Origin of the sequence: Sphingobium sp. PNB, from assembly GCF_019873065.1 — a bacterium.
GTDB lineage: Bacteria > Pseudomonadota > Alphaproteobacteria > Sphingomonadales > Sphingomonadaceae > Sphingobium > Sphingobium fuliginis.
The window spans coordinates 13,882-27,314 of sequence record NZ_JAINEZ010000074.1 but is presented as its reverse complement, the minus strand read 5'-3'; the positions used below and the strand labels follow the sequence as shown (position 1 = coordinate 27,314).

The following is a 13,433-nucleotide window of genomic DNA, read 5'->3' as shown; positions in this document are numbered from 1 at the left end:
CTCATACCCACCGCCCCCTCATGCCAGCCGCATCCGCCGCCATGGCCGCCACAGCGCGCTCACCACGGCGGGCGGCGTCGCCACGTCCCCGCCCCGCGCCGCGAAATGCTCCGCCGCCAGCCGCACGATCCCCTGCCGGATCGCTTCGGGCAGCGCATCCTCATCGACCGCCAGCCCCGCGCGATAGCGCACCACGACCTCCCCCGGCCCATCGACCGGCCGCGCCCGCACCCAGCCATCGCCGGAAGCATCGATGTCGATTGCATGGGCCTCCGGCGCCAGCGCCACGCCGGCCGCCTCCACCCCCTCGATCGCCACCACCGGCCGCGCCGTCAGCCTCTGCCAGCTCCCGTCCGCGACGACCGTCTCGGACGCCTCCCGCACCACCAGCCACTGCCCGATAAACTGCTCGCAAAGCCCCGAAGCGCTTCCCAAAAGCCGCTCCAGCACGCCATCCTCATCATCCGACCCGATCCGCAACCAGGCCTTGAGATCCGCCAACATGGCCCCTCCCACCAAAAAAGGGGACGCCCCGCAGGACGCCCCCAGTCTTTCCTTCTCCCCTTGTGGGAGAAGGATACGCAGCCTTAGCGGCAAGGCCGCTTAGGCGAAGTTGGATGAGGGGTGATCAGGAAGCCGCGAACTTCATCAGCTTGATCGCCTCCGAATTGGCCACGGCCCCGCCGATCCGCTTCACCGCATAGAAATGCACGAACGGCTTGTTGCTGAACGGATCGCGCAGGATGCTGGTCTCGCTGCGTTCGGAAATCACATAGCCCGCCTGGAAATTGCCGAACGCGATCGACAGCGAACCCGCCGCAATGTCCGGCATGTCCTCGGCCTCCATCGATGCTGATATTGTAGAGGACAAAACAGGATAGACGATGTAGGCCGTAGCAATGACACAGAAAGCCGTGATTTACGCTCGTTTCAGCACCTTGGAGCAAAGCAAGGGTTACTCGCTAGAGCGGCAGATGAAAAATGGCCGCGAGTATGTGGAGCGTATGGGCTGGAGCCTAGAGGCTCAGCTAAAGGATGAAGGCCGCTCTGCCTTCCATGGCCGGAACCGGGATGAAGGCGCTGCACTCCACACATTCGAGTCGGAAGCTCGCTCAGGCCACCATCGCGGCAAAGTCCTTTGCGTCGAAAATATAGACCGTCTCTCACGCCAAGGCGCGAAGGCAGCGGCTCAGCTTGTCTGGTCGCTGAATGAGCATGGCGTTGATGTCGCGACATGGCATGACGGTTATATCTATCGCGCCGATGGTGACGGCGATCTGATGGAGTTGTTTAGCGTCATCGTTAAGGCGCAAATGGCCTATGAAGAGAGCCTGAAAAAAAGCAAACGAAGCCGGGATAATTGGGAAAAGAAATACAGCGATATAGAGAACGGCAAAGGCACGACATTTGGCGGAAAGCCCGCTTGGATCGATACCATAGATGGCCATCATAGTTTGAATGAATATCGCGCCAAAGTCATCAATGAGATGTTCGATTGGTATATTGATGGTATGGGATACATGGCGATAGTTCAGAAATTGAATGACCGCCAAGAGCCGCTTTGGCATACGAAGAATTACAAAAACCCAAAAGGTGGTTGGCAATTCTCCTATGTCCACAGGATCATCAACGGTCGGACAGTGATTGGTGAATTTCAGAAGAATGGTAACGAAACGATAGCGACAGACTTCTATCCGGCAGCGGTGACGCTGGAAAAATATAACCGCGCGCAAGCCGTCATGTTGAGCAAACCCCGCCTTGTCGGTCGCGACAGCAAGAAAAAGAACAACCTCCTTTCAGGCATGGTTTTTTGTGGCGTTTGCGGGAAGGTTGCCGGTTATGAAAACAAAGGCAACTCCACTCATAAGTATGTGACGAAGAGCGGAGAAATCCGCCGCTATGGCGTCACCACCGGGAACAATGAGTATCTGATTTGTGACGCCTATAGGCGCAAGCATGAGTGCGATAACAAGCAGCGGCTTTATTATAAGATCGTTGAGAATGCGGTTTTGGAGCGGGTTTTGTCGCTCACCATCGATGAAGAACAGGATAGCGAGCCGGTAGAGGAAGCGCGCCAGAGCATCGCAATTATAGAGCGGGAGATTGCGCTAAAGACCGCTCAGATGAACAATCTGGTGGAAGCCTTGGCGGATGGTGGCGCGAAGGCCATTGTATCACGCATCGCGGCTTTAGAGGGAGAGATTGAGGCGCTTCAAGAGCGTTTGGAAGCGGCGCACAATCATCTTCTGATTGTCCAATCAGCACCGACCAAATCCATTGATGCTGAGCTTATCAGGGATTTGCGCTCTGACCTAAAGAGCGATGATCCAGATATCCGTTTTTACGCGCGCTCGAAGACCAACCTTGCGCTCAAAAACATCGTGAACAAGATCGCGATCAACGATGATGCAACCTTCACGGTTTGGGCGGATGAGTTGGCCGTTTGGCACTTCGATGCGGAAGGCAAAGTGATTGGTGGTCAGGTGATTTGAGGCGGGAGCAACGTCCCGCCCTCTTACATCTGAGTTCCGCTATTCCTCAGAGCTTTGAACCCTTCGGCCATTTTCTTCCGTGCCGCCTCAGTGTCGAGATAGACCGCTCCACCGTCGCGGGATGTATCGAAACCGACGAAGGTTACAGCCAGCCCGCCGCCCAACAGCCATTCAGCGTTGATGGCGTCATATTTCGCCCCAAAGCCGTTTTGCCAGCCGACCAACTTGTTAGAGGATGGTTCGCCAAATTTGGCCTTTAGCTGCGCGAAGACATCATCTTGGCTGCTGATGCCATAGGTTTGGAAGAAGACCCTCTGAACCCTCCCCTCGAAGACATAGGCCGAGACAGTGCCGTATTTGGCCGCACTAGGCGATTTGCCAGCCGGAAAATCAATCCAAACCGCTTCATCTTCTACAGCTTGCGGGGTGCCAGCCTTTGCATTGATCCGCTTATAGCAAGGCCCATCCTTCGCAATGCTGTAAGGATACGGCGACATCATGCCGAACGGCTGCTTGGATTTGTATTTGTTATAGCGTTGAAGGCGCTCAGGTTCGGCGGTGCATTCCGGCACCGTCAGAGGCTCCATCACTGTAATTCCGAATAAAGAAGGATTTGGCTTTGTCTGCGCCATTGCTGGTGCAGCCAAGAGCGCCACCGACCACAAAAGCTGTTTCATCAACCACCCCCCGAATCGTTGCCTTGGCGACACAGATTAAGTTACTCTGTGGAAATGGGGGACATAATTCATTGGAAATCCGCAAAGCGGCAAACCGGCCCATGGGCGCGCCGTCGCTATAGAAGGCCACCTAAAAAGCCAAAGTGGCAATTCTCTCCCCTCGCCCTGATCATCACCGGCCTTGGCATCGGGACGATGATCGGCGGTGGTGTTCTATTCTATCCACAGATGGCGGACGCCACCGGCACCGGCACTAGGAACTTCGGTTTGTGCCATATCGGCGGTGGCACCAACTGTGTGGTGGATGGTGATACATTCTGGATGGATGGCGAGAAAATCCGGGTGGCGGATATCGACGCACCCGAAACGCACCCCGCCCGATGCTCATATGAACAGCAGCTAGGCGACCGTGCCACCGAACGGCTGCGCGAGCTACTCAACGCTGGTCCCGTCGAGCTTGGTTCTGTGGATCGCGACACCGACCGATACGGGCGGAAGCTCCGCATTGTATATCGGAACGGCCAAAGCCTTGGGGACCAGCTAGTCAGCGAAGGTTTAGCGCGTCAGTGGACGGGATCGCGCCAGCCATGGTGTTGAGGGGGGTAAAATGACCGATGAGGAAAAGCTCACAAGAGCCGTCTATCAGCTTCTAACAGACGGTCATCATGAGAAGTTTATCCGCCTCAAATTGAGCGAATTCCTTCCACCAGATGAGGCAGAAACGGTGCTGGAATCGGGCAAGCAGCGCTATCGCAATTACACAGCATATCTACGCCAATCCAACATCGATTATGCTAAGACTGCGTTCAAATGCGGCTTGGTTCTTATAGCCTTACCATTGATCGCCATGGCTATTCTTGGCTATCCCGATGTTCCAAGAGGCCGGGGAATGGTTATCTCTGGTTTCGTTTTTGGTGTAGGTGCGATCATCCACGCTGCTTACTGCTACTTCACCGCCACCCCCGAAGGAAGGCGCGACATTTGAGTCTTTGGAATTGGCTTAGGAAGCGTCCGGTTGCCGAGCCACCCCACGCCGTGGCGAAGATGATTGGCGCTGGCCTAACCGAAGGAAAGTGGCTCCATAGCGGCGCGCCCTGTCACGCGAGTTATCCGCCCACCGAGGAAGATTTAAAGCGTGACGCGGCTCACAGAGCCGTGAACGGCAAACGCTTCCCGCTATCGCGCGGCATGATCATAGATGGTCAGGCGACCTATCCCCACACTGAGCGGGGTTGTAAGTGCGTGACAAACCCGATGGTGCCGGGTTTCGAATAAAAAGGCCGGGGAAATCCCCGGCCCATTCTCTTGATCAGATTAGACAGATTTCTTCCGCTGCGCCCGACGCTTCACCGGAGCTTCGTCGCCCGCTGCGCTGGCAAGCTCCGCATCAAGCTCACCAGCTTCGATACCGCTCTTGATCGATTCATAGAAATCTTTCAGCCGTTCCTTCGGCACCAGCCCGAATTTCTTCTCAGGATGGAAGCGAGGCAGCAGCACAAGGTTGCGACCAACCTTCACGGTGACACGCGCCATATCGCCTTCGAATTTGTAAAGCGACATCCGCGAAGGTTCAGCGTTCGCTTCAAGCTGAGCCAACGCACCATCAATAGCCTGCACGGCTTTAGCCCGACGATCAGCGACAGGATCAGCCTTCGGCTTTTTTGCTTCTGCCAGATAGGCAACCGGATCAGCCACTAGCAGTGACTTCCAATCATTCTTCGCCATAGTTCACACTCCCTTTCGCAAATTCGAACGAACTGTGTGAACTGCGAACTGCACCGATTGTCAATGATAGTATGTAGATTAGTCGGACGGAATGTCCCGCCCATGTCTGAAATAGTGATAGAAGCGGAGGCAAAACCAGCCGATAGCCATCAGGAGTGAAATAGCCGAAAGGATTGGCGTTATCTGCCCTGCGGCCTGTGCAATAGGAGTGACCACGATACCGATAGCCGCGCCAGCATCGGCGGCTGTTTTTGCATCATGGATCATTTCGGCCAAGCGTCCAGAATAGAGACGATCACCGCACCAACAGCGCTGGCTTGGATCAAGCGGGTAGCGATGAGTGAGCGGACAGGCGGAATAGACCAAAGCCACAAAGCCTTTTCACCGGTCCACTTCAATGCGTTGAGAGCCTTCCGGCCAAAAGTTTCTTTTTCCATGAACCTATTTAGGCTCAGTCATCCAAGTGACGGTATTTGAGAAAGGAGCGCTCACAATGCCGGGGATCGTCCCCTAACAGTCTCGCGAGATGATCAATCACGCTCGCCGCAATGATCGCCCAACGGTGGCCGTTATTTGCCGCCTGCCCTACATAGCTGCTGATCATCTGGCGTCCCGTGGGGCAATCAGCCAGCCCGACGACATAGAGAGGCGCTAACCAGAGCGCGCAAGCGAGGATATCCAGCGCCTTCAAGATCGCCCACACAGACTGTGTGAGGCGCTTAAATATTGGATGGCTCATTGGATGGCCAACCCTCTGTGATATCGATTGCGGCAAGCGCCGCTTCATCTTCCGCCGCGTCAATCTGTTGGCGCAACGCGCGCGCATGTTCGTGGCAAGCGTTCACAAAGCTCATCACCACCGTTCCGACGTCCACCATCTGATTAGCGTCGAGGGTAACAGTCGAGTTATCAGCCAGCGTCCAAGTTACTTCGAACGGTTGTGAGGCATTGGTTGCGATGATCGCAGACAGGACCGCACCCGCGATATTGGTTCGGGAGGTTTCGTCACTATCCATGACGCCATATTGAGTGGGAGCGCCGCCGTTGATGACAAGATCACGCTGGAGCTTCGTTTCTGCCCACTTCCTAGCTTTGGCGGTTTCAAGCGTTGCATCAGGATCGGGGACGATCACTCCACCATCAAAGGGTGCGCCGCTAAGGGTCAGGATAGTCTCAACATCAGCCAGTGTTTCGATCTTGAACACAATCGGAATCGTGTAGGTATCCTGCCAACTGATCATCTCCATAGTTTCGCTATGGTATGAGTTGACCACCGCGTGAGTAGCATCAGCATGAATTTCGAATTTCACCGCCTTATGGTAGCGGGTGTTGGCACCGTTGGGCGCGACCTTATCACAAACGAACATATGCTATTTAGTAGCCTGCCCGATAGGCAAGTCAGTAACCCGTAACATCAATGACCATGATTGTGTAACTACGGATATCGACATTCATGTCAAAGTTAGCACTATTGTTGAAATAGGCATCACGAGAGTCATAGTATTTCTTGAAAGTCGAAGTGAAGGCGCTTCCGGTATTGCGGACAAAGTAGCCCCAGCGCTGTGTTCGATAGCGCGTTAGCGGCGCTGGTGCAGAACCTTCCTGATACTGAATTGCTTTGATCGGAAAAGCCAACGGCATGATGGCGTAGGTCTTTCCGCCCGGTATCGAGTAGCTAAAACCAGAGGTTGTGTAGTCAGCCGCCGAAATTACATCCACCACCTTTAGATAGCGATAGTCGTGATAGAAAGTTGGCTCACCCGCCGCGTTTCTAATAAGCACTCCTGTCCCTGATGGTGACGATATGGCGGGAGGCTCATTGAAGACATAATATTCAACGCTAGTCCCGTTTGGTGCCTCAATCATCGTCTGATAGGTGGTTGTCGTGCCATCCCAATTGGTCGGAAGGACCACCCAATTATATGCAGGGTTAAAGGCGATGAATGGCGTTCCCGTCGTCCCCAGATTGAGATCGATATAGCTAACTTGCGTAGTGTTCGCTGTGTCTTGCGGCTGTTGCCCCTCATAGTAATCAGCAGTCGCAACCGTGTATTTTCCGGTGTAGGTGAGATTTTTGTAAGTCTCATCCACCTGAACAGAGCTTGTAGCCGAGTTAAGACATTTGATCCCGAAAGCCATCAGCGCACCCCGTAAACCAGAGTGTATATTGGCCAACCAGCCGATACAGATTGTTGATAATAGTAGTTCCCGCTTCCTCCCGCTGGCGCACCCTTATTGATACTCCAATAGAGGGTATTTCCGGTTATCGAGTAGGAGAGCGTTGCGTTTGGGAAGAGCGCGAATTGGCGGTTAGACACACTCACCCAAACCGAACCGCTAAGGAAACCATCAGTGGTTATGGAGCCGCTACCGCCAGAGGTGTTAACCTTGCCGAGAATGCGCCCCATGTTGGTTGAAGTGTCTTGCTGGAGATTACCCGAAGCATCCCAAACTCTCATGCCGCTTGCCATATCAGAGACTCAAATCCCCAATTTGGACGCGCAACACATTCGAGCTATCATAGACCTTGATTACATTGTCTGAGATTTCCGTTCGTGCCCCGCTGGTGGCAGTTCTGAGCAAACCGATGTTGGCGGTGATTGCGGACAACTGCCCGACATTCAGCTTATTGGCTGAGATAGTTCCTGTGGTGATACGGTCGCCATGGGCGATAGTGCCACCGTAGTTGATGTTGAGATTTGAACCTCCCCACCAAGCGCCGATGAAAACATTCGAGTCATTGTTAGCCAAGCCATCGGTTTGCGTCATCTGAATATAGTTAGTTCCCGGCGTCCAGTAGAACCAACGGTGAGCCGACGCACCGCCCGAGTTACCTGCAACGATATTCTGAGTTACATTGTTCCCGTTATTGTCAATATAGTAGATATATCCGTCCGACCAATAGACATAGTTGTTCGAGGGGTTCCACTCGAAATTCAGTCCAATGAAGCCAAGGTTCCGGTTTCCGATAGTCAGCCGGTTTGCCGCGATAGTGTTTGCCGCAACAGCGCCGCCGTTGATTTGCGTTGTGTCGCCACCATAGCGCCAGTTTGATAGCGTAGTGCTACCAGAAATCGTGATTTTACCCGGATCAATGAGGGTAGCGTTACCGTTGCTGTTGATGGTCGCGCCGGGGTCGATTTCAGCCGTTGAGGCATAGCGCCAGCCGATGCGATACCATGTAATGTCATTGGTGCCAGAGAGGCTACCGAACCCATCCCAATGGTTCATCATATACATTTCAGAGCCGGTGTTGCCTCCCGAACCACTCCACACCAATTTGCGGAAGCGATAGGTCTGACCCGCTGTGCCCGCACCGTTAACGGTGCCGCCTGAGTCCTTGTCAGTCGCGAAACTCAAAACACATTCTGCGGTGCCAGCGCCGCGCACCAGAATCCCCGCCGCCACAAGGCTACCGCTGTTCAGCTTGATATCAGCTTCAATAACAATCCACTGGTTCGGCTTTAGAACCCAAGGTGCATGGCCGTTACCCTGATGCTGCATCAAACCACTGTTGAAGCTGGCTACCGAAGTTCCGCGATAGGCATTCGGGAAAACTTCACCGGCAACCTTCGTGTGAGTGCCATGGCTATCCCAAATGGCAAAATTATCCGGGTAGGTGCCCGCCCAACCGTTGAAAAAGCCGTTGATGCTGTTGAAATCACCAGAGGCATTGTTGAGTGCACTAGCTTGCGTCGAAAGCGTGTAGCCGGTGGAGCCAATGTAGAGCGAAGCCGGAAGGCTGGTGTTGCTCTGAATTTTGTCAGCATTCAGCGTCCCGGCTGTCACGCGATCACCATTGATGGTGTTCGCTGTCATGTGGTTGGTGGTGATCGCACCATCAACAATCAATTGGCCGTTATTGCGCCGTCTACAGATGACATTCCAAAAGTAGACTTCGGAATTTTGCGGGTTGCCATTTTGGTTGAACAGTCTGACGAAAATCTTACCCGTCTTGCCAGTGGTGTTTTTGAATGTGCCGGTCAATTTGACCATCTGACCGGCTAGTGAAACACCGCTCAATCCAGCAACGACGCCATCGTTTCCACGCACAACCATATCGATCTGTGCATAAGTGGATGCGTTAGTTGTCCAAATTATAGCTTCTACATAGAATTCATCATTGGGATTGACGCTGATACCATTAACCAGAGAAGCATCATCGAAGCTCGTTACACCATTGGTGATAGAGACTTCGTTGTTATTGGTCCCCCTGAATAGGTAGATACCATACGGACTAGGCCATGATGTAACCGGTCCAGCAGCATAGATAGCGCTGGTGCCAGACGCCGTTATTCTTGACCAACCATCAAGGCTGCTATTAGTGACCTTATTATTGATAACGAGGTTTTCATTATCAAAGATAGCAAGCTTGGAAGCCGTAACCGCACCAGCGGCAAGCTCACTGGTGGTGATCGCCGCCGCCGCAATGTTACCACCAGTGATGGTATCAGCCGCGATATTGCCGCCCGTAATGGTCGAACCAGCAATGTTGGTGCCGGTGATCGTGCCAGCGGCAACTTTCGCGCCAGTGATGGTGTTACCGGCAATTTCATTCGCCGTGACCGCACCCGCCGCAAGTTTCGGGGTCGAGATCGCGCCATCACTAATTTGTGTCGCAACAATCTGACTGGTGAGCTTCGCCGCATCGATGGAAAGAATCTGCGCGTTGGTAAGCTGGCCAGTGATATCGGCAGCGGCAATGTTACTGATCCAAGCCGAACCGGTGTAACGGTAAAGCTTGTCATCGGTCGATAGATAGACAACGCGGCCTTCATAGTTACCCGAAGAGGGTAAAGCCGAAACGATCTTGATAGGCGCAATGCCGGAAGCCGTTGGCGAGAAATCCGCTTCACTAACTGGTGCGGTTGTGATGGACTGAACCGCACCAAAACCAGACTTGTTACCGCTGGTATCAACGGCTTTGAGCCAATAGTAATGAGTGGAGCCGGAAGTAAGGCCGCTATGCGTGTATCCGCCCAACTGTGACGGAAGTGCCGCCACGGTCGAAATCTTTGTTGCCGTGCCACTGTTGTTGGTCGAGTTCTCATAAACTTCAACACCAGCCAAATCTAAATCAGCCGGGTTCGTCCAAGTCAGATATACATTCTGGAATGACGCCGTAGCGGCAAAGCCAGTAGGTGCAGCAGGAGGCACAGCATCACTAACAGTGGTGTGGCTGACTAGCGACGAGAAGGAGCCGTAATTGCCGCCCTTGTCATATGCCTGAACTTGAACCGAATAAGCCTGATTGCGCTTCAACCCGTCGATTTCATAGCGGTTCGCGGTCGTCGTGTAGTTGACGAAGGAACCAGAGCCTTCCTTGATCGCGACCACATAACCATTCAAATCGGTGGCTGCGGAAGCCGCCCAAGTGATGGTGATCTTCGCGCCATTGTCAGTAATGACCGACGAAGCCGAAACACTGATGACCTGTGCGGGAGGGGTATTATCAAGCAGCCCCTTGCCACCAAGATTTGAAATCAAATCTTCGGCCAAGACGCCCGCAACCATCGTGCCAGAGGGTGCGCCAACCGTCGCGTTATCTTCCGGCTTGGTCGATCCTGTGATTACGCCAGCAGCCCAATCAATGGACATTTCGCCGGTCGTGGCAGTCTTGACTAAACGCTCAGAGACAACGCCCCAGACGGTGCGGTAGCTGATCGCTACATCATAGGCGGTATCTTTGGTAACGCCCATGAGTTCAATCTGTGTGGTATTCTTGGCGTAGGTGCCGCCAGAGAACCACATTGTGGTTCCGCTAGGCCGATACTCAACGATGATGGCGGAAGTGTTGGGATCATCATTCTCACCATTCAGGACAAGCGCCGGAACGCTCACGCCATCCTTCGTGATGGTGCCGCCAACCAGCGTCCAAGCATCTTCGCCGGGTGCGCCCGGTTCAGCCGGGTTGTAGCCAGACAGAGAAGGAGAAGCGGGAGCCGTCTGAGACTGGCCAAGCGCGAAGGCGTGCTTACCGTCTGTTTCGGATTTTAGCGCCAACGATACGGTTTGATCAGCCGGATTGAATTCACGGCTGACCACGATGCACTTCTGACCATTCGCGCCAATCTGTGGAAGATTGACCGTGACGGCATCACCAACCCGGACATTCAGCAACCGGAGCTTACCGACAAGCGAGAAGGTCAGAAATTCGCGACTATTGACGAGTTCATAAACCGCAAGCTGGTGCGCCTGAGCGGCTTGCTGAACTAACGGAAATTCAACCTCAATCGTCTTCTGTTCGCCGCCATCCTCATCAACATAGGTTGACGAACTAACATGCTCACCAGCGATGATTTCCCAAAGCTGGCTTTCTTCGCGATATGAGGGAACAACAGTGTTTGCACGGTCACGCCATGAAGTGCTGTTCTGCACTTCCACTTCACCAAGAATGTCACTCGCCTGAATGGTAAAGGTGCTGGTTTTGGGCGCGTTGACTGTGCAAGAGATTTGCGCGCCGCGCGCTACGGGAAGACCGCCGCCAGACTGTAGCAGCGTCGATAGCACAGCCATCTTGTCATCTGTGGAGACGACAACGCCACCAACTTTCCAATTGTTGGCATCAGCGACATTCGCGCCAGTGACGAAAGCCGCAACGTCGACTTCGCTCCACTTGGCTCCAATACCGTAAACTTTCTTGCCGTTATACCAGCGGCCAAGCGTCCAATCTAACGCTGCCAAAAAGGGGTTTTCGCTATACTCCCACGTCGCGTGGTTATCGATGCGGTGTGAGCCTGAACCACCCGGATAGGTCGAGTCTTTGCGCGGGTCGTAAAGCTTGATGCCCTTGGCAACCCAAAGGCTCTTCGGAAGACCTTGGGGAAATTGGTCTGTGTCATACTCATAAATCGAGATGGTATGAGCCAAGCCCGACAACTTGCCGGGAGTGCCGGGGAGCGGCTCATTCGCGGCTGCTTGTGTGACGGTAAGCGGCGCTGGCGTTTCGCCAAGCTGATACCGCATTCGAAGTTTATTCCGGTAGAGCTTCGAATCCTCGATACCGTTGTTGTTGCGAAGGCCGGTGTGAGGATCACCGACGAACGCAAGCGGCTGATCGCTTGCGGTGTAGGACTCGATTTGCTGGATAGGGCCAACAGACAGGAGCGCGACAAGCGCCAGATATTTGTTCTTCGATCCGTAAGTCTGGCGATAGCCGACATAGCCGCCGCTTGCCGAACGGCCATAGAGGACCGGCACGGGTGCCTTGGGATCAAGTTTAACGCTGATCTGCCCGCCGCCGCTTTCCGGCTTCGGAATCTTCATAGAAAGCGCCGTGACGGCCATCAGAGCCACGCCGGTAACGGTCAAGACCGTCGCCCAACTGATCGCGGTCGCGCCGATCATGAAGGCGGTTCCCAACCCGATTGCGGTTGCTACAGAGCCAGCGGCAAGGAAGGCCGCACCAATGACGGGGATTGCTGCTGGCATCAGGCAACCCTCCAAGCCACGGTGCAAATCGTGACAGGACCGTATTCGCAGCGCGTTCCAAGACCGTCGCCCGGATCAGCGAAGCCAAGGATTTTGTCACCGCCGCAATGGACGCCAAGCGCCGTCCACTCATCGCCTTCATGACCACCGGGGAAACCAACGATATCACCAACGATGGCCGACGCGGGCGGGATACGCTCAAAGCCCATCGCATCCGCAAGGTCTTCCATGCTCTTCACGCGAAGCCGCACCAGCGCGCGCTTCGCGCCCTTCTCGCTACGGTAGGCGCGGCATTCCGATAGACGCGATTTGAGGCCGAACCTTTCGACGTGCTGCGCGGCAAGCTGTGCGCAATCGGCTGTGCCCCAACGAAAAGGCTGATTGTGGAACTGATCGATAGTAAGTTGTGTCTGGTTGACCCGCTCTATTAAATTCATGCCATTATTTAGGCTCAACGGAATATAGTCGTGTCGATATTAGGTTTAGACCAAATAGGCGTTGGTGCGCGCGCAACCGCTGGCTTTGGAGCATTGACGCCCCAATAAGGTTCTATTTGCGCATCGATGTTGAAGTCCAGCCCGGTTTCACCCGGCCATATCGACTGGTGCCAATGTGAGTTTAATCTTGCGCCCTCTTCGGCAACAAACAGGCGATCAAATGCCGAGACCGTTTCTATTTCACTGAACAGCGACTTTTCAGCCAATTGCGTTTTCACGAAGTCGAGCCGCCCGCTCCAGAGCAATTCAGGAGCCGCTACAGGCTGGCCAGTCGTTTCATTGACGATACCCCACCATGCCCGGACACTTGATCCCTGATGCTCAGGATTAGCCAATGAGCCGACAGCTTCGGCAGTCGGGGACATGATGGAGACGGTGAAGCGCGGCGCATCACTGGCAATCTTCTCTTCGAAGCTGGTTGCACTGGCGAGCGTTCCATAAATCGGGTCGATCCCGTCAAAGGTGACATTCACGCCATCTACGGCGAAGGTTACAACACCGCTGCCATCCAAGAGATTCAAGACATAGCCATCACTGAGTTCGATCCGAACCGCGAGGAATTGGCGAATCCATTGCTGATCAGCGGCGGTTGCGAGAGTGGAATTTAACAT

Annotated in this window: 13 protein-coding genes and 1 pseudogene; 3 read left to right on the top strand and 11 right to left on the bottom strand. The window is 54.2% G+C overall.

The window, feature by feature from the left end:
• Positions 1–18: 18 nt before the first annotated feature.
• Both K7W03_RS20485 and K7W03_RS20480 read right to left on the bottom strand, forming a co-directional pair.
• Complete coding sequence (locus K7W03_RS20485; protein ID WP_044662598.1) at positions 19–504, bottom strand: head-tail connector protein; 486 nt, start codon at positions 502–504, stop codon at positions 19–21.
• 124 nt (positions 505–628) lie between these two features.
• Positions 629–847: pseudogene (locus tag K7W03_RS20480) on the bottom strand (phage major capsid protein); the annotation flags it as partial.
• Positions 848–899: 52 nt separating this feature from the next.
• On the opposite strand from K7W03_RS20480, the gene K7W03_RS20475 reads away from it, so the two are divergent.
• Positions 900–2,492 (top strand): recombinase family protein, encoded by a 1,593-nt coding sequence (locus K7W03_RS20475; RefSeq protein WP_222887199.1) that lies wholly within the window; start codon positions 900–902, stop codon positions 2,490–2,492.
• Positions 2,493–2,515: 23 nt separating this feature from the next.
• Here K7W03_RS20475 and K7W03_RS20470 read toward each other — a convergent pair whose 3' ends face one another.
• Entirely contained in the window at positions 2,516–3,169 is a 654-nt protein-coding gene (locus tag K7W03_RS20470) for a hypothetical protein (RefSeq protein ID WP_222887198.1), read from the bottom strand.
• Positions 3,170–3,364: 195 nt separating this feature from the next.
• Between K7W03_RS20470 and K7W03_RS20465 the strand changes: the two genes are divergently transcribed.
• Together K7W03_RS20465 and K7W03_RS20460 are read left to right on the top strand one after the other, a co-directional pair.
• Positions 3,365–3,766: a thermonuclease family protein gene (locus K7W03_RS20465; protein ID WP_222887197.1), complete on the top strand. Its 402-nt coding sequence runs from the start codon at positions 3,365–3,367 to the stop codon at positions 3,764–3,766.
• Between the two features lie 10 nt (positions 3,767–3,776).
• Entirely contained in the window at positions 3,777–4,154 is a 378-nt protein-coding gene (locus K7W03_RS20460) for a hypothetical protein (protein ID WP_222887196.1), read from the top strand.
• Positions 4,155–4,483: 329 nt separating this feature from the next.
• On the opposite strand, the gene K7W03_RS20455 is transcribed toward K7W03_RS20460, so the two are convergent.
• From K7W03_RS20455 to K7W03_RS20420, 8 genes are all read right to left on the bottom strand, one after another.
• On the bottom strand, positions 4,484–4,894 hold the full coding sequence (locus tag K7W03_RS20455) for a hypothetical protein (RefSeq protein ID WP_222887195.1): 411 nt from the start codon (positions 4,892–4,894) through the stop codon (positions 4,484–4,486).
• A 78-nt stretch (positions 4,895–4,972) separates the two neighbouring features.
• Positions 4,973–5,266 (bottom strand): hypothetical protein, encoded by a 294-nt coding sequence (locus tag K7W03_RS20450; protein WP_222887194.1) that lies wholly within the window; start codon positions 5,264–5,266, stop codon positions 4,973–4,975.
• 79 nt (positions 5,267–5,345) lie between these two features.
• Positions 5,346–5,585 (bottom strand): hypothetical protein, encoded by a 240-nt coding sequence (locus K7W03_RS20445; protein WP_222887193.1) that lies wholly within the window; start codon positions 5,583–5,585, stop codon positions 5,346–5,348.
• Between the two features lie 28 nt (positions 5,586–5,613).
• Positions 5,614–6,261: a DUF4376 domain-containing protein gene (locus K7W03_RS20440; protein ID WP_222887192.1), complete on the bottom strand. Its 648-nt coding sequence runs from the start codon at positions 6,259–6,261 to the stop codon at positions 5,614–5,616.
• A 31-nt stretch (positions 6,262–6,292) separates the two neighbouring features.
• Complete coding sequence (locus tag K7W03_RS20435; protein WP_222887191.1) at positions 6,293–7,033, bottom strand: hypothetical protein; 741 nt, start codon at positions 7,031–7,033, stop codon at positions 6,293–6,295.
• A 333-nt stretch (positions 7,034–7,366) separates the two neighbouring features.
• Positions 7,367–12,325, bottom strand: coding sequence for a fibronectin type III domain-containing protein (locus K7W03_RS20430; protein WP_222887190.1), 4,959 nt, complete (start codon positions 12,323–12,325; stop codon positions 7,367–7,369).
• Positions 12,325–12,780, bottom strand: coding sequence for a DUF6950 family protein (locus K7W03_RS20425; RefSeq protein ID WP_222887189.1), 456 nt, complete (start codon positions 12,778–12,780; stop codon positions 12,325–12,327). The genes K7W03_RS20430 and K7W03_RS20425 overlap by 1 nt, the downstream gene beginning before the upstream one ends.
• Positions 12,777–13,433 (bottom strand): hypothetical protein, encoded by a 657-nt coding sequence (locus K7W03_RS20420; RefSeq protein ID WP_222887188.1) that lies wholly within the window; start codon positions 13,431–13,433, stop codon positions 12,777–12,779. Before K7W03_RS20420 ends, K7W03_RS20425 begins: the two co-directional genes overlap by 4 nt.